This is a genomic window from Amycolatopsis sp. NPDC051061 (assembly GCF_040682935.1).
In the GTDB taxonomy this organism is placed as follows: Bacteria; Actinomycetota; Actinomycetes; order Mycobacteriales; family Pseudonocardiaceae; genus Amycolatopsis.
This window is the reverse complement of sequence record NZ_JBFBBZ010000037.1, coordinates 44,792-63,911: the sequence shown is the minus strand read 5'-3', so window position 1 is coordinate 63,911 and position 19,120 is coordinate 44,792. Positions and strand designations below refer to the sequence as shown.

22 protein-coding genes and 1 pseudogene are annotated in these 19,120 nt (G+C 68.1%); 9 read left to right on the top strand and 14 right to left on the bottom strand.

The features are described 5' to 3' along the window. Positions 1-44 precede the first annotated feature (44 nt). The 4 genes from fxlM to AB0N03_RS37560 are packed head-to-tail and all read right to left on the bottom strand — an operon-like array spanning position 45 to position 2,174. On the bottom strand, positions 45-1,328 hold the full coding sequence (fxlM, locus tag AB0N03_RS37575; RefSeq protein WP_364382355.1) for a methyltransferase, FxLD system: 1,284 nt from the start codon (positions 1,326-1,328) through the stop codon (positions 45-47). A gap of 12 nt (positions 1,329-1,340) precedes the next feature. After that, complete coding sequence (locus AB0N03_RS37570) at positions 1,341-1,673, bottom strand: hypothetical protein (RefSeq protein ID WP_364382352.1); 333 nt, start codon at positions 1,671-1,673, stop codon at positions 1,341-1,343. Beyond that, positions 1,666-1,980: a hypothetical protein gene (locus AB0N03_RS37565; protein WP_364382349.1), complete on the bottom strand. Its 315-nt coding sequence runs from the start codon at positions 1,978-1,980 to the stop codon at positions 1,666-1,668. Before AB0N03_RS37565 ends, AB0N03_RS37570 begins: the two co-directional genes overlap by 8 nt. Positions 1,981-2,000: 20 nt before the next feature. Further along, positions 2,001-2,174 carry a hypothetical protein gene (locus AB0N03_RS37560; RefSeq protein WP_364382346.1) on the bottom strand — a complete coding sequence of 58 codons (174 nt, stop codon included), beginning with the start codon at positions 2,172-2,174 and terminating at the stop codon, positions 2,001-2,003. A 906-nt stretch (positions 2,175-3,080) separates the two neighbouring features. On the opposite strand from AB0N03_RS37560, the gene AB0N03_RS37555 reads away from it, so the two are divergent. Then, a complete protein-coding gene (locus tag AB0N03_RS37555; protein WP_364382343.1) occupies positions 3,081-3,908 on the top strand; it encodes a hypothetical protein in 828 nt (275 codons plus the stop codon). Positions 3,909-3,913: 5 nt separating this feature from the next. After that, positions 3,914-4,738, top strand: coding sequence for a hypothetical protein (locus AB0N03_RS37550; protein WP_364382340.1), 825 nt, complete (start codon positions 3,914-3,916; stop codon positions 4,736-4,738). A gap of 219 nt (positions 4,739-4,957) precedes the next feature. On the opposite strand, the pseudogene AB0N03_RS37545 reads toward AB0N03_RS37550, so the two are convergent. Continuing rightward, positions 4,958-5,233, bottom strand: a pseudogene (locus tag AB0N03_RS37545) (dTDP-4-dehydrorhamnose 3,5-epimerase family protein); the annotation flags it as partial. A 180-nt stretch (positions 5,234-5,413) separates the two neighbouring features. Between AB0N03_RS37545 and AB0N03_RS37540 the strand changes: the two are divergent. Beyond that, a complete protein-coding gene (locus AB0N03_RS37540) occupies positions 5,414-6,754 on the top strand; it encodes a helix-turn-helix transcriptional regulator (protein ID WP_364382337.1) in 1,341 nt (446 codons plus the stop codon). A gap of 168 nt (positions 6,755-6,922) precedes the next feature. Here the strand turns inward: AB0N03_RS37540 and AB0N03_RS37535 are convergent, their stop codons facing one another. The 4 genes from AB0N03_RS37535 to AB0N03_RS37520 form a co-directional block, all read right to left on the bottom strand. Further along, positions 6,923-7,618 (bottom strand): hypothetical protein, encoded by a 696-nt coding sequence (locus tag AB0N03_RS37535; protein ID WP_364382334.1) that lies wholly within the window; start codon positions 7,616-7,618, stop codon positions 6,923-6,925. Further along, the gene (locus AB0N03_RS37530) at positions 7,606-7,764 is read right to left on the bottom strand and encodes a hypothetical protein (RefSeq protein ID WP_364382331.1); all 159 of its coding nucleotides are present in this window, start codon (positions 7,762-7,764) and stop codon (positions 7,606-7,608) included. Before AB0N03_RS37530 ends, AB0N03_RS37535 begins: the two co-directional genes overlap by 13 nt. A gap of 55 nt (positions 7,765-7,819) precedes the next feature. Beyond that, the gene (locus AB0N03_RS37525) at positions 7,820-8,764 is read right to left on the bottom strand and encodes a hypothetical protein (protein ID WP_364382328.1); all 945 of its coding nucleotides are present in this window, start codon (positions 8,762-8,764) and stop codon (positions 7,820-7,822) included. Between the two features lie 161 nt (positions 8,765-8,925). Next, the gene (locus AB0N03_RS37520; RefSeq protein WP_364382325.1) at positions 8,926-9,081 is read right to left on the bottom strand and encodes a hypothetical protein; all 156 of its coding nucleotides are present in this window, start codon (positions 9,079-9,081) and stop codon (positions 8,926-8,928) included. 381 nt (positions 9,082-9,462) lie between these two features. On the opposite strand from AB0N03_RS37520, the gene AB0N03_RS37515 reads away from it, so the two are divergent. Together AB0N03_RS37515 and AB0N03_RS37510 are read left to right on the top strand one after the other, a co-directional pair. Further along, the gene (locus AB0N03_RS37515; protein ID WP_364382322.1) at positions 9,463-10,242 is read left to right on the top strand and encodes a class I SAM-dependent methyltransferase; all 780 of its coding nucleotides are present in this window, start codon (positions 9,463-9,465) and stop codon (positions 10,240-10,242) included. Between the two features lie 284 nt (positions 10,243-10,526). After that, entirely contained in the window at positions 10,527-11,171 is a 645-nt protein-coding gene (locus AB0N03_RS37510) for a class I SAM-dependent methyltransferase (RefSeq protein ID WP_364382319.1), read from the top strand. Positions 11,172-11,329: 158 nt separating this feature from the next. On the opposite strand, the gene AB0N03_RS37505 is transcribed toward AB0N03_RS37510, so the two are convergent. The 3 genes from AB0N03_RS37505 to AB0N03_RS37495 form a co-directional block, all read right to left on the bottom strand. Continuing rightward, positions 11,330-12,640, bottom strand: a complete 1,311-nt coding sequence (locus tag AB0N03_RS37505; RefSeq protein ID WP_364382316.1) for a serine hydrolase domain-containing protein — start codon at positions 12,638-12,640, stop codon at positions 11,330-11,332. A 15-nt stretch (positions 12,641-12,655) separates the two neighbouring features. Beyond that, entirely contained in the window at positions 12,656-13,075 is a 420-nt protein-coding gene (locus AB0N03_RS37500; RefSeq protein ID WP_364382313.1) for a hypothetical protein, read from the bottom strand. Between the two features lie 141 nt (positions 13,076-13,216). After that, positions 13,217-14,305: an IS630 family transposase gene (locus AB0N03_RS37495; protein WP_364382310.1), complete on the bottom strand. Its 1,089-nt coding sequence runs from the start codon at positions 14,303-14,305 to the stop codon at positions 13,217-13,219. Between the two features lie 123 nt (positions 14,306-14,428). On the opposite strand from AB0N03_RS37495, the gene AB0N03_RS37490 reads away from it, so the two are divergent. Beyond that, the gene (locus AB0N03_RS37490) at positions 14,429-14,626 is read left to right on the top strand and encodes a hypothetical protein (RefSeq protein WP_364382307.1); all 198 of its coding nucleotides are present in this window, start codon (positions 14,429-14,431) and stop codon (positions 14,624-14,626) included. 44 nt (positions 14,627-14,670) lie between these two features. Here the strand turns inward: AB0N03_RS37490 and AB0N03_RS37485 are convergent, their stop codons facing one another. After that, positions 14,671-15,651 carry a hypothetical protein gene (locus AB0N03_RS37485; protein ID WP_364382452.1) on the bottom strand — a complete coding sequence of 327 codons (981 nt, stop codon included), beginning with the start codon at positions 15,649-15,651 and terminating at the stop codon, positions 14,671-14,673. Between the two features lie 322 nt (positions 15,652-15,973). Then, the gene (locus AB0N03_RS37480; RefSeq protein ID WP_364382304.1) at positions 15,974-16,207 is read right to left on the bottom strand and encodes a hypothetical protein; all 234 of its coding nucleotides are present in this window, start codon (positions 16,205-16,207) and stop codon (positions 15,974-15,976) included. Positions 16,208-16,980: 773 nt separating this feature from the next. Between AB0N03_RS37480 and AB0N03_RS37475 the strand changes: the two genes are divergently transcribed. The 3 genes from AB0N03_RS37475 to AB0N03_RS37465 all read left to right on the top strand — a co-directional run bounded on the left by AB0N03_RS37475 (position 16,981) and on the right by AB0N03_RS37465 (position 18,789). Beyond that, positions 16,981-17,112 (top strand): hypothetical protein, encoded by a 132-nt coding sequence (locus tag AB0N03_RS37475; RefSeq protein WP_364382301.1) that lies wholly within the window; start codon positions 16,981-16,983, stop codon positions 17,110-17,112. Between the two features lie 416 nt (positions 17,113-17,528). Continuing rightward, the gene (locus AB0N03_RS37470) at positions 17,529-18,428 is read left to right on the top strand and encodes a transposase (protein ID WP_364382298.1); all 900 of its coding nucleotides are present in this window, start codon (positions 17,529-17,531) and stop codon (positions 18,426-18,428) included. Then, on the top strand, positions 18,364-18,789 hold the full coding sequence (locus AB0N03_RS37465) for an IS110 family transposase (protein WP_364382295.1): 426 nt from the start codon (positions 18,364-18,366) through the stop codon (positions 18,787-18,789). The genes AB0N03_RS37470 and AB0N03_RS37465 overlap by 65 nt, the downstream gene beginning before the upstream one ends. Positions 18,790-19,120 lie beyond the last annotated feature (331 nt).

The following is a 19,120-nucleotide window of genomic DNA, read 5'->3' as shown; positions in this document are numbered from 1 at the left end:
TTCGGTGAATCATGCGGATGGGACTACCTGCCCGGTCCCCTTGGTCAGGACGGGGACGGCCAGGAAATCAGGACGCGCGTGTGGTTCTTCTCGATCAGGCGGCCCTCGCCGATCTCGGCGTCGGGAGTGCCAGCCGGGAACACCTCGATCCGCGCGCCGGGACCGTGCCGGTGCAGGCGGTCCCACTCGCGGATCAGCGCGACATACTCCTCGGCGACGGCCTCGCCGTCGCGGCCGTGACCGTAAACGACGAACTCGAAGGGCGTGCGGTCGTCCGAGGTCGCCTGCGAGGCTCGATAGGCGAAGCTGCCCCCGGCCAGCGCCGTTTTCGCGCCCATCCGGGCCGAGCGCTGCACCAGTCCGGACTCGATCGCATCGGGCGTGGCCACGAGCAGCCCGAAGTCGTCCAACGCGGTGGCCAGGAAGAGGTCCAGCTCGTCGAACGACTCGAACCCGCCCACCTCCACCCCCGATTCACGCACGACCCGCGGCAGGCTCAGTGCGTCGCTCAGGGCATCGGCATCCACGACCTGGTCGCCGTCCACGCGCAGCGCGACGTCCTCACCGGACAGCAGGACTAGCCGCTCGGCGTTGGCGCCCGCGCCCAGGATCGGAACGAATCCGCACAGCACGTAGCCGCGGCTGACCAGGCGGCCCTGCTCGCGGACCAGCGCGACCGAGCGGGTGAGCCCGCGCATACGCAGCGGAACGACCAAGAGACCGCCCTCGGCCAGTTGCTCGGCCCAGGCCGGCGGAATGTCCCACGCTCCCGCGGTGACGATGATCCGATCGAACGGGGCGTGCGCGGGTACGCCCCCCTCGGCATCCGCGCGCAGGACCCGGATCTGGGTATACCCGGTCTGGGCGAGGAACTCGGTGGCGCGGTTGGTCACGAACGGGTCGATGTCGACGGTGGTGACGTGCCCGCCTGTGCCGACCAGTTCGGCAATAAGCGCGGCGTTGTAGCCACCGGACCCGATTTCCAGTACCCGCATTCCGGGCTGGATGTCGGCCTGTTCCAGCATCATCGCCTGAATCCGCGGCGCGGACACCGAGCTCGTCGCGAGCCCGTTCTCGTCCCGCTTGGTGATGACGACGTCGTCGCGGTTGTAGACCTGCGCCAGCGGCGCACCGGGGGCGAACGCCTCGCGCGGCACCGTGGCGAATGCCTGGATCACCGGGGCGGTGCGCAGTTCGTCGTGGGCGCGCAGCTGGTCGACCAACGCTGCGCGCAGCGCGGCGGCATCCTGCTCGGTGGCGGTCCCGTCATCTCGTAAGGTGTTCACTCGATCACTCTTCCAGTAGATGTTCCCCGGCTGCGGGTGCACGCGCCGGGAGGATCAGGTGACCGCCGGGCGGGGCGGGCGAAGGCTGTGTCGCCCGGGTGCAGCGGTGCGCTGGACGGTGTCGCCGACGAGATCGCGGTAGGCGGCTTTCCATACCGTGCACCGCGCCCGGCGCCGCCACGGCGTCGCCGCACAGGAGCGGCAGCGGCCGTGCTCGTCTGGCTCATGGTCGGCCAGCAGCGCACGGAACGCGCCGGTCAGCCGCACGATCTCGGAGTCCGCGAGGGCGGCTTTGCTGTGCTGGTCGCCCTCCTCGGCGAGGCGATCGAGGTAATCCAGCCGTCCGAACACCGCATCGCGGAGGGCGGAGCTCAGCACTTCATCCATCGTCGTGTTCCTCGCCGAAGGTGCCGGCCTCGGGCGGCCACGCTCGCGAATCGCGCGGCGTAGCCGACGCCGCGGGCGGAGGCCACAGGCGCGGATGCAGTTCCAATGGGACGACGTCGCCGACCCGCAGGCGCGCATTGTGCATCCGGTGCGCTGCGTCGTAGAAGTAGGTGCACGGCCAGAACCGGGCCGCGCACGTCGGGCAGACCGCCGGTGCGCCGGGCTGGGGCAGGTGCCGGGTCAGATCGTTGATCGCCTCGGCAGCACGTCCGGCCGGACTGTCCGCCGCGACCATCAACCCGGCCATCGGCCGGATGTTCGCACCCTTCATCGCGGTTCACGCCAATCCCACTCGGGCAGCCCGACCGCGGCCCACCGGCCGAACCGGTCGATCAGCACCGCGCACGCGGCGTTTCCCCGCTGCTCGGCGCGGATCTCGGCGGTCATGGCGTGCGCGTCGGCGTCGGGATCACGAGAAACTCGGTGGACCTGCGCGCGCATCCCGATGTTCGGCGGCCAGGGCGGAGGCCGCGGCCAGAACCGGGGTGCTGGTAGCCGCCGGGCGGGGCGGTGGCGAAGGCGCGAACCACCGCGGCCGCGAGCGGCGGCGAGGGTGTGCTTCCCGCCGAGGTCGTCATGGGGACCGCGGTCACGAGAGTCACGAGGCCCACCCGCTCGGCCCAGCCATGGGTGGGACCGGTCGTCCGGTCATCTCCCATTGGGTGAAGTGGACGACGATGCGGTCCCACAGGCCTGGCTCGCCGACTTCGGCGACGTGCATCCGGACGCGGTGTGTGCGGTCGTCCCAGCAGGCCAAGACCCGCACGGCCGCCCGGGCGGTGGTGCTCGTCGATGCGCCGCTGCAGGGTGCGGCGCCGGTGCTCGACAGTGGGCAGGCCGGCGCGAACGATCGCAGCCGCGGCTTGGTGCTCGATGCCTGGCACGAAGCATGCCGGAATCAGCCGCGAGCGCTGCAGCTCGGCGATCACATCGGCATGGCGATCGACGCGGCGAGTCCCTCGCCTCATGCGGGTGATGAGTTCGGACAGGGAGGGCCTAGCCGTCGTCAGGAGTGCGGTCATCAGATGGGCTCCTTCACGATCGGACTCGATCAGGTTGGGGAGATGAGAATCGGTCGGCGGTCGCAGGTGATGCGGCGGTATGCCGGCAGTCTTGCGGTGTGCAGACCGGCTCTCCCACGACTCCGTTGCTCTGGTCCGTGCTCCGCAGGTCTCCGTCGTCGGCTTGTCCGCGTAGGCGTCGATCGCGTCTTCCGTCCGGCCCTGATGTCGTGGTTGATACCCCTCAACTGTGTGTCTGATCGAGATTCGATTGCCTAGTTTAGTGGTATTAACTAGATGCTAGGGTGCCGCGAGCGAGCCAGTCAAGAGGTCTAAACTCGGGAGGGTGAGTATCGATCGCGAGTTCGACGAGCTGCGCCTCGACCCCGATCCGCTGCGTCGCGGGCGGCGGGCGACCGAATTGCTGACCTACTACAACCAGCTGGCCGCTGAGCTCGCTCGCATCCGCCGCCACGCGATCGAGTGCGCTCGAACCGACCTCGCCATGAAAGACAAGGACATCGCCCCGGAGGTGGGGCTGACCAAGAGTCGGCTCTCCCAGCTGATGAAGACCGCGCCGGCCGCCGAACGCCTCTTCTATGGCCATGGTCCTGTCAGCATCAGCGTGCCGTTCCGCTATCAAACCACCGATCGGGAACGCCCTCTGATCGCAGCCGAAGACGCCGAGGCTGCTGACCAGCTGGCCGAGCTGCTCCACTCCTTGTCCTTCGTCGTCACCCGCCGTCAGATCGAACCCGAGCAGGCAGCGCTCCCTGACGGCGACGCCGTTGTCGTCTGTGGACCGAAATCTGCACCGGTTGGCGCGCATCTGCTCGAAGCCGACCCAGCACTGCGCATGGTCCAGTCCGGATCTCGCTGGTGGGTCGAGGAGATCGGCACCGGTGTTCGGCACGGCTCTCCGGCGGATGAACCCACGCCACAATCTGGCGACATTGCCTATCTTGCACGACAAATCCGGAACGGGCGGGTGGTCGTGCACATCGCTGGAATTCACACGATCGGCTCCCTCGGCGCCGCTCATTTCCTGGCCAACAATCTCGCGGCGCTGTTCACCATGACCGGCGACGCGTCCTGCTCGATGGTGATTCGTTGCTTCGTCGATGAGCGGCACGTCACTGCCAGCGAACTCCTCGCCGGCCCCTTCATGTGGTGAGCCGCGTGGAGACAGCATCCGCTCAGCTTCCGGCAATCCACGCCAGCGATGACAAGATCATCACCATGGCCAACGGTGTGATCATGCTCGACGGGGCCTCGGCGTTCGTGCCTGTGCCAGTTCCTCCTGCGGTCTATGCCGCGAAGCTCGGCGCACAACTCAACGACCACCTCGCTCGCGCGCCCGGCGGAGACCTTGTCGAGGTGCTCGCGGAGGCAATTCGCGACATCGCTGCACGCTTGGATCTTCGCCCGGGCGAGTCGCCCTCGAGTACGGTCACGATCGTGCGTGAGCACGACGGCTGGCTCGATCTGTTGCTGTTGGGCGACAATCTCGTCGTGCTGCCCCAGGTGATCATTACGGACACGCGACTCAGCCGGCTCGATCTGGAGCCAAGCAGGCGGTACCGGCGGCGCCTCGCCGGTGGCTCCGGGTTCGACGCGGCTCACCGAGCCATCCTGCGCGAGCTGCAGACGCAGCAGGCCGCTCGTCGCAACCGGCCGGGGGGATACTGGATCGCTGAGGCGGAGCCTGCCGCAGCGGCGAACGCCCTCGTCCGCCGCTTCCGAACCACCGAAGTCCCGTGGGTCGGCTTGGCCACCGACGGCGCCTACAAGCCTATGCAGCACCTTCACCTGGACGACTGGCCGCAGCTGGCATCCGCTGAACCTGAGGTCCTCGAACAGGTCCTGCGCCGATGCGAGAAATGGGAAGCTCAGGACGACCCTGCAGGGGTGGACCTGCCGCGTGCCAAACGTCACGACGACAAGAGCATCGCGATCGCGATGCCCACGACACAACTTCACACAGCCGATGCGATCACCAGGTGACCTCGGCTGCAAAACGATCATGAGCTGCGGAAGGCGGCTACGCAGTCGCGCTCGCACGGCCACGTGCAAACCCGCGCGCCACGTGGTCGCGAGGTCGGGGTCGAGCGGGTTGACGGTGCGTTCGTACTCGTCTTGGTGTGGCCGGGGCAGCAGGTGCAGCAGCGCTGTTCGGTTCTCGTCGTCGAGGCGCTCGACGTGCCAGCGGCCGAATTTGGCAGATCCGATCCGCACGTCGACAACGACGTCGAACACCGCGCCGGCGGTGGAGGTCGCGTACTTCGCCGGCTCGGTTCCCGTCGTCACTCGGATGCCCCGTAGCGCGCTGTTCTGCGCGATCGAGCAGGTCGCTTGCCGTACGGTCAGGTCGATGCCGGTGGCCGCCGCGAAGTGCCCGCTGTGGAACGGCTCGTGAAGGCATCCGCGGTCGTCGGTGAAGGCCGTGGGAGTGACCTTCCACGCTCCGGAGATCGGTAGCGACTCGATTCGTGATTCCATCCCCGTTCCTTCCCAGATCGGCGCGTCATGGCGACAGTTCGACGCTAGGAAGCCGGGGAAAGTCGAGGTGGGTTCTGTGCCAGCTCGGCACGGTTGTGCCGAACGGGCACAGCGCCCTTGAGAGGGTCACCGAACCGCTACCCTGGGTTAGTCTTCGTTTCCGGCGGTGGAGGGCGCCTGATGCTCCCGATCATGTCCTCGCCTTTGCTTGATGCGATCGAGCGCGGCGACTACCCCGCCGTCCTGCGGCATGCCCGGGACCGAGTCGGATGGAGCCAGACCGAACTTGCCCAGCGCCTGGGGTTTCACCCGAGCGTGATCTCGAAGATGGAGGCGGGCCGCCGCCGGATGGAGAACGTGGTGACGTTGCGGCGGCTGGCTGAGGCCCTGCAGCTGCCGGCGTCGGCGTTCGGGCTGGAGGGCTACGAGGGCGTGGCGACCGGGTGCATCGACCCGACCCCTTCTAGGGTGGGCAGCAAGCCCGCCCCGGAGGAGGACGACGTGCGCCGACGCAGCTTCTTGAAGGCCGGTGGCCTGGCCATCGGCGCCGCTGCCACCGGCGCCCCGGCCGCGGAGGCCGCGACGTCCACGTCCGCGGCACTACCGGACCCGGCCGTCGTGCTCACCACCCAGCTGTCCGACGTCCTCATCGGCGGCCGGGCCACCACCGGTCCGGCGCTGCCGACCACCGGGCTGACCCGCGCCCTCGCGGCAGCGCGCGAGTCGTTCGGCAAGTCCGACTTCCTGGCGCTCGCCGACCAGCTGCCGGCGCTGGTCCGAGCCGCAGAGGCCGTTCAGGACACCGGAGCCACGGCCCAGGCCTACACACTGGTCACCCGCGCGCTGATCAAGCTCCGCCCCGCAGGGCTGGAGTGGATCAGCGCCGATCGCGCCGTACGGGCCGCGGAAGCAGCAGGTCAGCCGCTCATTCTCGCCGAGGCGGAGCGCATGCTGTCTGGAGTATGCCGCCGCGCCGGTGACCACGACCGGGCCGGCACCCTCGTCGTACAGGCAGCCGACCGGCTAGCGCTCGACGGCCGGGACCCGCGCCACCTCCTACTGCACGCCAGCCTGCTGTGCACCGGCGGGTACTCCGCTGCCCGGGCCAGCGACGGCGCCCGAGCCCGAGACCTGCTGACGGAGGCAGCCGCGACCGCGAACCGGCTCGACGGCGCCGGGGCTGCGCGGGCCCAGGCGAACCTGCTGAGCCATCGCGTCTCGGTGGAGCAGCTGCTCGGTGAGCCGGCGGCTGCGTTGCAGCACGCTCGCATGGCCCGAGGGGTGAGGTTCCCTGACGTCGAGCGGGAGGGACGCTACTTGGTCGACCTCGCCGCGGTTCAGCTACAGCTCGGTCAACCCGGGCCGGCGTACAGCACGTTGCTGGCCGCCGAACGCCGCGCACCCGGCGAGGTGCACACTCGCGCGGCAGTCCGCACCATCGTCGATGCGCTGCTGGCACAGAATCGAGCAGCCGTTCCAGGAATCCGTGATCTCGCCGCTCGGGTTCACGTCCCAGTCTGACGAAACAGGCCTGGCGGCGATGTCCTTGTCGCGCGCCTTGTCAACGGCGGCCTTCGCTGTCTCTGATCGCGGTGCACTCCGGCGTCAGTTGGCTCTCTTGTGCTGAGCTGACTGGACTGCGAAAAGGGCCAACTAACTGCCCAACACCAAAACCAACTAGAAGCCGTCTCAGCTCGGCGGCGAGCCGAGGCGCCGCACGCCGCTCGGGACAGCCGTGGCGTGCACGGTCCAAGCCGGCACCCAGAGGACGTCGTCGTCCTCGGCGGCGGCTGGGCGTGCCGGGCGCAACGGCCGGCCGTCGGCGAGCAGGTCGAGCCGGGTGACCTCGGCGACCACGTAGCCGGGCCTGGAGTGGGCCAGGTGCGGGCACATCACCTCGGCGGTGTTGAGGCAGCGTCGGTGCAGCGCGGTGTCGGAGACGACTTTGTCGTCCTTCAGCAGGACGAGGGCGGCTGTGGGGAGCGGCTCGCCGCAGACCTGGCAGAGCCAGGCGTGCTGGGCACGGGCCTGCCGGGCGCCGTCCAGCAGCCGCCACCAGGGTGTCCCGTTCGATACCGGCGTCACCCAGGGGTGCGGGAGGCCGTCGAGGAGGTGGCGTGGCCAGCCGGCGGCGGGGGCGGGGACGTCCTCGCCGCGGCGTACCCGGGCACGCTGCGCCCGCCACAGCGCCACCGGCAGACCGACCGCGCCGCACTGGCGGTTGGTGCAGACGAGCTGGTCCTCCAGCTCAGGCTCGTGCACCAGGTCGCTGAGGCAGTCCCGGCACCGAAATGTCTTCGTTGTTGGCTTCGACGGCGCGAGGATGGCGGCGTGGGGTCCGGAGCCGGCGGCCAGGCCTTGCGCCGTGTCGTTCACCGAGGGCATACGGCGACCTCGGCGGCAGGGGTGAGACCGGCGATGTCGTATTCGTCGTCGTTGGCGAGGTCGCAGCCGACCAGGTCGACACGGTCGTGGCGGGGGACGGCGTAGATCGCGGTCGGCGAGCCGGCCGTGGCGTAGGTCGGGCACACGGCCGCGGTCAGCCGCGCGCACCTGAGCGAGCTTTTCCGGACTAAGAAATGTCCGTTATGACTCAGTTAGTCGGTCGTCGCGCCAGCTGTCGTAAGCGAGGTCTTCGTCAACCGGGAAGTAGTCGTTGATGTTGTCGACCTCGAGGTGGTGCTCCTTCTCGATGCTGGCGAGGTCAAGCTCGTCGGCATCGAGTCCCAGGCCGCAGACGGAGCAGCTGAACGACGTCGGGTAGAACACCACTGCGGGAAGCGGCTCTCCGGTCGTAGCATCGGTGACGCTGCTCCAGTCGATCTCAGTGCCACCGTGCAACCATCCGCTGCTCTCGCAAGCGGGACAGCCGATCGCCATGTCGTATTCGGAGTAGATGGACCGGGTCGCGCCGAGCGCGGCGACGATGCCGTCCCGTTCGTGCGGCTGGAGGTGGCCGAATCGCTGCTGAAACGCGCGCTTCGCTCGCGCGATCTTGGCCTCGAAGGTGACACGTAGTTCGGTGGCTCGTTCGTCGGCCAGTTGCGCGACAAGATTGGCGTAGTGGCCCCAGTAGGGCCCCGGCTCTAGGTCGAGCTCGGTCAACACTGGTGTGGCGATTTTGATGCAGGTGCCGAGGACGGCCCGCGCGACTTCGGCGTCGTGCATACCAACATGTGCAACACCGTTCCGAGCTGCGAAGACCAGCTCAAAGGCCGCGTCGGTGACCGTGATCTTGGGCTTGAGCAGCGTTCGAGCGCGATCAAATGCCAGCTTCAGCCCGATGGATTTGGTGCGGCTTGCCGGGACGCTCGAGCGGTCGCCGTGCCCGACCGCGTGCAGAAGCGACGCCCAGTGCGTTGCTTCGATGACCAGGGCAGGGTGCAGCGAGCTCAGGTATGCCTTCAGTAGGTGCTCCAGTCCGACGCCGGCATGGTGGACGGCGAAGTCGAGCGACTCGCCCCGGCCGAACGCTTCGAAGGCTGCTTGCATCCAGCGTCGGGAGGATGACTCGAGCGACTTCTGGTCCATGGATCCCGACCTTAGCCAGCGCCCGGTCTCCCTCACGTACGACTACTGGGTAGCCAGTCACCGAACGTGGTGTCGAGCGCCAGCCTGGGCGGCGGGTGGAGGTGAACTGGTGGGACTCGCCGTTCTGATCGGGTTCAGCTGGCCTGGGGCTGGCGGTGTTGTCAGGCGGCTGGCGCGAGGGCGAGCGACGACTCGAGTGTGGTGAAAACGCGGCCGTCAGCGACCTCGAACTCGATGTAGTCGGGTTCGTAGCAGGCGGTCACTGTCGCCGGCGTGCCCTCGGGCCGGTCGAGCGAGGGTTCGTCGTCGAGGAACACGAACCTTGTCGCCAACGTTCATGCCCGTCATGATGCCAGCCTGGCAAGACAACCGGCGGGCTCGCTGGGCCGGCTGCTGCGGCGGCGGCGTTTGGTGGTGCGGCCGGTAGGACTCGGTGCCGGTCTCGATGACGTTCCCTGTCAAGTCACGTGTAGAGCCATCTGTTCGGTGTACTGATCAAGGCGCAGCCGTAGACGGATGAACGTGCTCACGTGTGGGGCTGGTTCGATCGCCTGCTCGGTGGTCTGGATGTTGCTGTTGGCTGGCGGCTGGAGTCGACCTCGTCATCGGGGCGATAACGAGCGACCGGGTGTCGTGGCCTTACTGGGCGTCGAAAATGGGGTGTGGGGCGCCCGGTCGTGGGCGTAGCGTCGGCGACCGTGATCGGTGAGGCGAATGCGGGAGATGACCCGGCGGACGGCTGGTTCCCCGCGAGCGTGGCTGCGGGCTACGACTCCCCGGGCGGTGCAAACGCGCCTGGGGTGGTGACGCCCGCAGTGGACGTCCTCGAAGATCTGGCCGACGGCCCCGTACTTGAGTTCGCCGTCGGGACCGGGCGGATTGCCGCGCCTCTGGCCGCTCGCGGTGTGCCGGTGAACGGCATCGAGCTGAGCCGGGCGATGGCGGCGCGGATCGCGGGCAAGCCGGGCGGCGACGCCGTCGAGGTCACGATCGGCGATATGACGACGACGCGGGTGGTCGGTCAGTTTTCGATGGTCTATCTGGTGTTCAACACCATTAACAACGTGACCACACAGGATGGCCAGGTCAACGTCTTCCGCAATGCGGCCGCACACCTGCGGCCGGGCGGGCTGTTCCTCGTCGAGGTGGGCCTGCCGAACCTGCGTCGCCTACCGCCCGGGCAGGACACCGTCCCGTTCACGGTGGCGCCCACCGTCGACGGCGGCGGCTATGTCGGATTTGACCAGTATGACGTCGTCACGCAGCAGTTGACGTCGAACCACGTCACCGTGTCAGCGGACGGGACGGGGCGGTTCCGTCGAATTCCCTTCCGGTACGCCTGGCCCGCTGAGATGGACCTCATGGCGCGCATCGCCGGGATGAGCCTGAAGTACCGCTGGGCGGACTGGGACCGCTCGGAGCTCACCGCTGAAAGCACTAAACACGTGTCGATCTGGGAGACAGACCCGAGCGCGTGATGGTGCGCCGCCATCCAGCCCGACCCGACCTGTACAGGCTCGACAGCGGATCCCACTTCGAGCCGCCGACTCGCTGCGGATTCGACCGCTCCTGCCGACGCCAGAGGCGGGCGGCGAAACGTTGGTGAACCCGGCATGGCCGAGAACCCGACGCAGCAGTCTCCGGCGCCGCGCCGTTCCCGCAATGCCGACGAAACAGGCCAACAGCACTGACTGAACGACACGATTGTGCGCCAGGCGAAGAACAACCAGTGCCGCTCGTGACCGCGATAGTGTCACGGCTCGTGAGCGAACCCGTCTACGTGACCAAGACACGGACTGCCTACGACACCGTTGCAGACTCATACGCTGAGATGCTGAAGGACGCGCTGGACGCCAGTCCGTGGGACAGAGCGATGTTGGGCACGTTCGCTGAGCTGGTCGGCGCAAGCGGCCCTGTTGCTGACCTGGGATGCGGGCCGGGGCGGTTGACGGGATTCCTGGCCTCACTCGGACTAGACGTCTTCGGAGTCGATCTCTCCCCCGGCATGGTCGACGCGGCCCGCCGGGCGCATCCCCAGCTGCGCTTCGAAGTCGGCTCACTCGGGGCATTAGCGCTGGACGACGGTTGCCTTGCCGGCGCGCTGGCGTGGTACTCGCTGATCCACACACCGCCGGAGCTCCTGCCGTCGACGGTGTCGGAGCTGGCGCGGGTGCTGGCCCCGGGGGGACGGTTGTTGACGGCGTTTCAAGTCGGTGACGAGCATGGCTGCATCTCCCAGGGCTACGGCCACGAGATCTCCTTGGACGCCTATCGGCTGCAGCCGGATCTCGTAGCCGATATGTGCAGTGCCGCAGGACTGAAGGTGGAAGCTCGGTTGGTTCGAGAACCTCAGTCACCGCTAGAGAAGACGCCACAGGCTTACCTGCTGGCCCGCAAACCGAGCTGACCGTCAGCTCGATCCTGAGGGCGGCGGAGGGTGGGCATCAAGTCGTGGCGCGTTGGCCAGTGATCATAGTTGGTTGGCATGCGTCTGCTGAGGACGCGCTGGCTCCCGAGTGAAGCCATCGCTTGCATCCGCCGTGGGGCGCATATCGGTGGCGGCCATCAGACAATCCTGTAGGCGGCGGCGCCGTTGTGGAGGAAGTGGGCGCGACCGTGCTCGTCGGAGCCGATCAGGGACAGGACTTGGTGGCCGTCGAACTTCGGTTTGGCGGTGATGATTGAGCTTTCGTTGAGGCCGACTACCTCGATGCGTTCCTCGGGCCTGCGAGGCAATGACTTTGCGGGCTCGTTGCGGGGTCGGCGGATGAGGAACGCGCGATCGCTCTCGACGGTGAGCGTGTAGTCGTACAGGGTGGTGCGGTAAGTGCCGCACATGCGGTTAACGTCGATGGGTGTTGGATTCGCGGGCGGCATCGGCAGTGGCGACGTCTGCACGCCGGCGAGCTGCCTGAGCACGGTGCCGAAGATCTCGTAGGCCAGCGGCTCGGCACCCGAGCTGTTGGTCAACACGGCCACCGCTACGCCGGCTGCCGGGGCGGCGCGTAAGAAGGCCTTCTGTCCCTTGGAGACACCGGTGTGGCCGATGACGCCGTCCCGGTAGAGCATCCAGCCGAGTCCCCAGCCGAGGATGCCGCCGCCGAAGTCTGGGATGGATTCAAGCTGGGGTTCGCGTAGTGCCGCAAGCGCGGGGTCGGTGAGGTGCAGGCGTACGAACGTCAGCAGGTCGCGTGCGCTCATTGCGAGGTGGGACCCGCTGGGTGTGGAGAAATAGCGGACCGCCCAGCTCTTGGTGGGTTCGAGCTCTCCGTCGGTCTCGACGTGGCCGACCGCGGCGCGGTGCAGGATCGCCTCGTAGGTGGTGCTGGCGACGGTGGGCAGGGCCAGGGGTGTCGCGATGCGCTCGCGGAGCACGTCGTGGAAAGGCTTACCGCGCAGCACCTCCACGATTCTGCCGAGCACTACGTATCCGCTGTTGGAGTAGGAGAAGAGGGTGCCCGGCGGGAGAAGGTGATCGGCGTCGGCGAGGGTGGCGACGAACTTTTCGATCGCGTCGTCGTTGCGGCCGGTGTCGGTGAAGTGGTTGCCGTCGATGCCGCCGGTGTGGGTGAGTAGGTGCCGCGCGGTCAGGGCCCCGGTTGCAACAGGGTCGCTCAGCCGGAAGCCAGGTAGGTAGTCGCGAACGGGACGGTCGAGGTCCAGGACGCCGTCGGTCACCAGTTGTTGGATCAGCGTGGCTGTCCAGATCTTGGCGATTGAGCCGATCTTGAACACTGAGTCGGTCGTGGTCTCGACTCGGGTGTGCAGGCTCAACACGCCGGCGGCCTCGTCGTGAATCTTCCCGTCAGTCAGTACGGCGACCTGTGCGCCCGGCACGTCGTACTTCGCGATGAGCTCGCCCAGATTCCACCCCACCCCTCCAACCTACCTTTACCCGCTTGCCAGATCCGGTGCCGCAGTCTGGGACGGGATTCCCTCCGGTAATGGCCCACCCAGACGGGCGCGCACGCGGGAGGCGAAGAGGTCGTAGCGCGTGGCCATCCGTGCAGTCGGGAGTCGGATCGGCTCTTGCACCGATGCTGGGCCAAACTGCTCACCAGCACGGAACTGACCTCGGGTCAGGTCGAGCTCGATGCCGCTGGGTAGGCGATTCCAGTAGTGCAAACCGTCGCGCTGGCCGTCGCGTCGAAAGACCTCCGACCAGAGCAGGACGCCGCCGAGGAGTTCTGCCACCGCCATCGACGTGACGCCGCAGTGCCCGGCCGCTGGGTTGCCGGCATCCCATGAGACGGCTGGATCGCAGGTTCGTTCGTCCCAACATTGCCGGAGAACGGCTTCCAGCTTCGTCAACGACCAGACAGAAGTCATAGGCGCCCCAAGGATCGATCCTCCCAGGCCGCCGCGGAGCTTATCGCGGACCACCACAGACACACCTCAACGGGGATCGATGATGATGGGAATGCCCAGGTTGACTGGGTCACTAGTGCCGTATCAAGCAACGTTGGGTAGGTAATCGGGGCGGCGGATCTTGGAGTTGACGGCGAAGTGGCGTTTCGGGTGGCAGTGGCGGTTGCGCCAGCGGAGGTACCCGGCGATGGCGGCCTCCTGAGCAGCGTGGCTCGGGTAGTCGCTGCCATCAAGGGTGAAGTAGCGGACCGCGGTGAACTCGCACTCGATCCAGTTCAACCACGACGCGTTGGTGGGCGTGTAGACCACCTCGATGCCGTGCTCGGCACACCAGGCTCTGACCTCGGCCTTGCCATGCGGTCCGTAGTTGTCACAGACCAGGTAGAGCTTCCCGGTCGGGAAGCGGCGGCGTAGTTGCTTGCAGAAGTCCAGAAACTGCGGCCAGCGTTTGCGGTCACGGAACCGGTAGAACATCTGACCGGTGGCGAGGTCGAGCGCGGCGAACATCTGCCGGACCCCGGCGGTGCGGGTGTAGGTCGCGCGTAGCCGGGCCGGCCGGGCGCGGGGAAACCAGCCGCGGCCGGGTCGGGGTTGCAGGTTCAGTGGCCCGAACTCGTCGACGCAGATCACTCGACCGTCGGCGGGCGGGTGGTCGTAGAGGTCGAGGATGCGGGTCTTCTTAGCCACGAAGTCCGGGTCCTTGCTGGCTTTCCAGGTCTTCGTCGCCTGCCAGGACACGCCCTCCTTACGCAGGATCTGCCGGACGGTCTCGGTGCTCACCACCAGCCGCGCGTGCAGGGCGAGGTAATCGACCAGCTTGCTCAGGCTCCAGGTCGTCAACGGCAACCCCAGCTCGGCGGGCTTGCAGGCGGCGATGCGGCAGATCTGATCCCGGGCGGCCGGCCCGAACTTACGAGGTCGGCCGCCCCTCCATTTTGGGGACAGTGCCGCGAACCCGGAGGTGTTGAACGCGTGGATCACCTCCCGCACATAGCCTTCGGTCGCGGCGAACATCGCCGCGATCTCCCCCGCGGACCGGCCCTGCACCGAGGCCAGCACAATCCCGGACCGCCGCAGCCGCACCCGATCCCGGGCCGACCTGGTGATCTTGACCAGTCGCTGCGCTTCCTCCGGCTCCAACGACCGCGCGAACACCTCCGGCTGACGCGCCATCGGCCTCACCTCCACGGCCAGCCTCGCGATCACCGGCCCGGATGTCCACGCGACACGGTTACAACGTCAACGTTCCTTGATGCGGCACTAGCGGCGCCGAGGCAGCGGTCGCTTTGCCGCTGGGTGCCGAGCCAGTCTCACAGCCGTTCGCGGCTCATCTCGGTCAGCGGGTCGATCCCGGCCCGCTGGCACCACGGGAAGAAGGTCAGCGTGTTCGGTGCGGCGGGGGCGTTGCGCGTCGGTGCGCCGCGCCAGCGCTGGTCAGCGCGAGGGACGCCGAGCGCGTTCGCCGCGGTGGGGCGGGAGGATTTGCTGGTGTAACCGGTGAGCAGCCAGGTCGCGGTCTCATCGACCAGCGGCCGCGCCTACGCTGGTGCCACCTCCTCGTCCGCCTGGTCGTCGACGGGCAGCACGGCGACGTCGGTGCCCGGCGCCTGGTCGGTCAGCACGGTGCCCGCGACCGCCGGGGGAGCAGGGCTCCGGTGTCGTCGAGGTCGGCGGTGCACTGCTTGCGTGGCCTCGGCCACCGCCCTGCGCCCGCATCGTCCACTCCTGTGCCTGCACTGTCGTGCTGTCCGGCGTCGGCTGTCACCACCGTTCCGTGCCCTCCACCCCACGTGATCGACAGATGGCTGCGCGGTGCCGTGCGGGGTGGTCGGTGCGTCCCAGCGGCCGCGGATGATGGTGGCCAGTTCGTCCAGGTGCGCTCGGGCGTCGGCGGCGGCCTGAGGGTCGGCGGTCTCGAAGAGCCGGTCGAGTTCGAGGAGCGTGGCGTGCGCCTGGCTGGCGGCCTGTTGTGGCGGCGCGGGCTCGGCAGCTCTCAACCATTCCTCGCCCCACAAGGCGGATCCGGCCTGGCTGATGGCCGAGCGGAAGATCAGCTCCTCAACTGCGTCCGCGGTCAGGTCGAGTTCCGTCGCCCATGACGTCAGCAGCGCGAGGTACCGGTCGTAGGTGGATGGCCGCCAGTCGTCGATGTTCAGGCGCGTACGTGCGTGGGTGATCAGCCAGCGGCGGACGACGGCGTCGAGGATCGGAGTGGCGTGCTGGGAGGATTCGGCGGCGGTGACGAACCGCAGGTACTTGGTGCCGCAGGCCACGCCCAGGTACCGCAGCCGCTGGTCGGCGAGGTCGCGGAACGCCGCGGCCCCGCCGTGATCTTGGGCGATGCGTGCCACCTCGGCCAGTCGTTCGGCGGCGCGGGTGTTGTCGGTCAGCACGCGGGCTGTTCGCCAGGGGCCGTACCCGACCGGTCCGTAGCCCCAGATCATCGCGACCAGGAACGCCTGCTCAGCGCCCTCGGCGGGTCCTGGCGTGCGCCGCGTGGCGGGCCGCTTCGGCGCGATCGATCGGCTCGGGCAGAGCGCTGAGGAACGCGTGATGCTGCGGGAAGGACCGGAGCCACGATGGACGCGACCAGCTTGAGGGCGGCTGCGGCGGTTCGCCGCGTTCCCGCCATCGCTGAACAGCGGCCTTCAACGCGTCGGGAGCTGCCGTGTCGGGAAAGTTGTTCACGCGTCCCCCGTTGCTTGCCGGTGTCAGGTCGTGGTCTTGGAGTCAGTTCGTCGGAGTGTAGGTCGTCGCGTGGTCGGGCTTTTCTGGCCTATATCGGGAATTGCGAAGGTCGGTATCCAGTTCCTCTGGCGCCGCCGTGTGGAGCCGGGATACTTAAGCGCAGGCCAGGCGCCACTGCACGGCCGCGCGCAAGGCCGCGATCACGGTCTCGTCGTCGGCGAAGCTGGGCGAGGCGCCGAGCGGCACCCAGGTCTCCTCCGTCGGCTGCCCGTCGCCGACACGCACGACGCTGATCCCGGGGTATCGCAGCACTTCGCTGCCTGACTCGGCGGAGACACGGACTTCGCGGCTGGCGGCGATCAGCCGCACTCGCCGTTCGCTCTTCACTCGCCCCACCTCCGGCTCGTCTTCGACGGGATCATCGCGCTTCGAGCGTCATCGACAACGGTTTCTCCTTCGGATGTGGCATGGGGCGCGCGCGGCAGTACCGCGGGCGGAGGGGAACCGGATGCTGTGGGCTCAACGTCCGGCTGCTCGGGGAGACGCGGCGTCGTGCGACGCGAGGCGTGCCGTGCAGTCGTGGCGGGACTGTGAATGGGCCGGGGGCGGAAGCAGTTTGGGGGAGGAAAGCTGCCGCCGGTCTCGGGCCCGTGGCTGGTGCCGCAGTGCCCATGTCGACCCGCCGTTCCTCGCTGTTACGTACTCGACGCGCCGCCGAGAGACCCGAGCACGTGGTCCGGACCAGGATTGCCGCCGCGACCGCGGCGCCGGCGGCAGGCTAGGCGGGTGTGTCGGGCTCGCCCCCTACGGGAGCCCGGCACACCGTTTCCCCTGGTGGCGTCCGGCGGCTCCCCAGCCGTCGAGGACACCGGTCCCCGTGCGCGGCCCCGACAGCCGCGCACGCCGGTGAAACCCGGACCGGAGTGGTCGGTGACGAGATTGCAGATCATGAACACCCGGTCGGGGGATGCTCGATCACCGCGCCAAGCGCTGCCCGGCGCCAGTTTCCGCAGGTGAACTGAAGGGCGCTTGGGTGACGAAGTCGCGCAACCGGTTACGGCAGTCGAGGGTGCGGCTGGTCTATCCGGGTTACCGTGATGACCTGCGAAGACGCACACCCTGTCAATCGTCGGGAGCCGGTGGCCGGGACGGAGGTGGTCATGGCGACACGACGCGACCCGGCCGGCGGGGTGCCGGCCTGGGTCGAGCCGATGCTCGCGACACCCGACGGCGGCCGGCTGCCGTCCGGGCAGGAGTGGGCGTACGAGTACAAGCTGGACGAAACCTCGTAGGTTCACGAATTCCTGGAGGGCAATCCTCCGGAACCTGATCGCAATGACCGAAGGACTCTGGCACCGGCACGCAAGTTCGCCTGCCTGACGAGCGAGATCATCAAGTCCATCGCAGAATCGAGACGTTCTGTGCGCGCCAGCGCTCGGCAAGAACGAAGACCACGCTGCGCCAGCTCTTCCCGGTCGCAGCGAAGTCTGCTGGCCAGGCGCAGGGCCAAGCGCCTCGCGGCATAGACAGATGTTCTGCGTGTCGGTGCTCGACGAAGGAACGTCCCCTGATGCGCTTGCTGGGCTTGGTGTCCCATCGCACAAGGAGGACGTTCATGGCCAACAGTAGCGGGATCTCCAGAGGCGACCGCAACCGCAACACCCGACTGACCCGGCTCCGCGCCCTGGTCCCTACCCGGAACGCGATCGTGGGCATCGACCTCGCCGACACCAAGCAGATGGTCGTCGTCACCGACCACGACTCGAAAGTACTGGCACGTAGAACGTTCCGCTGCCGTGCCTGGGATCTCGGGACCGCCTTGGACTGGGCAGCCCAGCGAGCGAGCACGGCCGGCCACACCGCAATCACGGTGGCCTGCGAACCGACCGGGCACCGCTGGCGGGTGCTGGGCCAGCTCGCCGCCGACCGGGGCATGCCGTTCGTCTGCGTCCAACCAGCGATGACCTCCTGGTCCCGGCGCGCCGAAGACCTCATCCACGACAAGACCGACGAGAAGGACGCCGTGCTGATCGCTCGGCTGACCGCGCAACTTCGCTGCTACATCCCCGAACCCGTCGACGAAGTCTGGGGCAGACTGCGCCACCTCGGTGCCCGCCGCGAGCAGCTGATCGTCGACATGGTCAGCCAGATCCAGCAGATCCGTGCCCTGCTCGAATGCGTCTGGCCCGCCGCCCTCGACACCGCCCGCCAACCCTTCCGATCCCGCACCTGGACCGCAGCCCTCAGCGTGATCTGCGACCGCGATCACGGCGAGCTGGCACGAACCCGTCGCCTGGGCCCGGCCCGGTTCGAGCAGGTCGTCCGTCGCGAGATCACCCGCCGAGGTGGCCAGAAACCTTCGCTGCGGATCGTGCGCAACCTGTTCACTGCGCTCGAGGACCCGCGCGGGGTGATCGCCCACCGCGTCGGCGCGCTGGAACGGGTACACCTGCTGCTGGCCGACTGGGCCGAGGACCAGCGTCGATTGGCTGATACCGAGACCCGCATGCTCCTTGTTTCTCGACGAGTTGCAGCTGACCGATTTGGTCACCTCCATCGTCGGTCTCTCCGCGATCGGAGCCGCGGCGATCCTGGCCGAGACCGGTGACCTCACCCGCTTCACCTCGGCTCGCGCGGTGGTCAAACACGCCGGCCTCGCACCCCGCGAGAAGCTCTCCGGCACCTTCACCGGACGGACCAAACTCACCGGCCAGGGCCGGCCTGGTCTGCGGTTGGCCGCGTGGCGCGCGGTCTGGGGCGCCCAGCGCGCCAATCCCGTCTACGCCGCCCGCTACCGGCACCTGACCAGCCGCGCCGAGAACAAGCTCACCCCGCCCCAGGCGCAAGCCGCGATCGCCGCGAGCATCCTGCGCCACCTGCACGCCGTGATCACCACCGGCCGCCGGTGGGATCCCCAGACCGCAACACACGGCACCCGAACCACGCCACCATCGGCCATCGCCGCCTGAACGAGGTGGTCACCGAGCAGACGGTCGGGGCGAGCCCCACGCGGCATTGAGACACCTCGTGATCTCGACGCTCATCATGGGCAGCCCCGTCCGTCGTCGAATCAACCCGATTACACGCTGCTGGGATCACCCCCATGACCGCTATGCAGGGACCGACGACGGACGAGGCACCGACCATCTGCTTGACACAGAACGCCTTACGCTGATGAGCGGATGTTCGACAGAGTTCGCCTCGCCCACCGAGCTGGCCCACCTCGCGAAGGGGGTGGCGGTCACCATCAGCGTTTGGATGTTGCGCCGTCTCAGAACAACGGCACGGTGGCGATGGTTG

What these genes read in the sequence shown, in the direction of transcription:
- AB0N03_RS37525 (WP_364382328.1), bottom strand. Translation starts at nt 8,764, where the DNA reads ATGGACCAGAAGTCGCTCGAGTCATCCTCCCGACGCTGGATGCAAGCA.
- AB0N03_RS37560 (WP_364382346.1), bottom strand. Translation starts at nt 2,174, where the DNA reads ATGCGCGCGCAGGTCCACCGAGTTTCTCGTGATCCCGACGCCGACGCG.
- AB0N03_RS37540 (WP_364382337.1), top strand. Translation starts at nt 5,414, where the DNA reads ATGCTCCCGATCATGTCCTCGCCTTTGCTTGATGCGATCGAGCGCGGC.
- AB0N03_RS37535 (WP_364382334.1), bottom strand. Translation starts at nt 7,618, where the DNA reads ATGCCCTCGGTGAACGACACGGCGCAAGGCCTGGCCGCCGGCTCCGGA.
- AB0N03_RS37570 (WP_364382352.1), bottom strand. Translation starts at nt 1,673, where the DNA reads ATGGATGAAGTGCTGAGCTCCGCCCTCCGCGATGCGGTGTTCGGACGG.
- AB0N03_RS37565 (WP_364382349.1), bottom strand. Translation starts at nt 1,980, where the DNA reads ATGGCCGGGTTGATGGTCGCGGCGGACAGTCCGGCCGGACGTGCTGCC.
- AB0N03_RS37475 (WP_364382301.1), top strand. Translation starts at nt 16,981, where the DNA reads ATGGCGACACGACGCGACCCGGCCGGCGGGGTGCCGGCCTGGGTCGAG.
- AB0N03_RS37495 (WP_364382310.1), bottom strand. Translation starts at nt 14,305, where the DNA reads ATGGCGCGTCAGCCGGAGGTGTTCGCGCGGTCGTTGGAGCCGGAGGAA.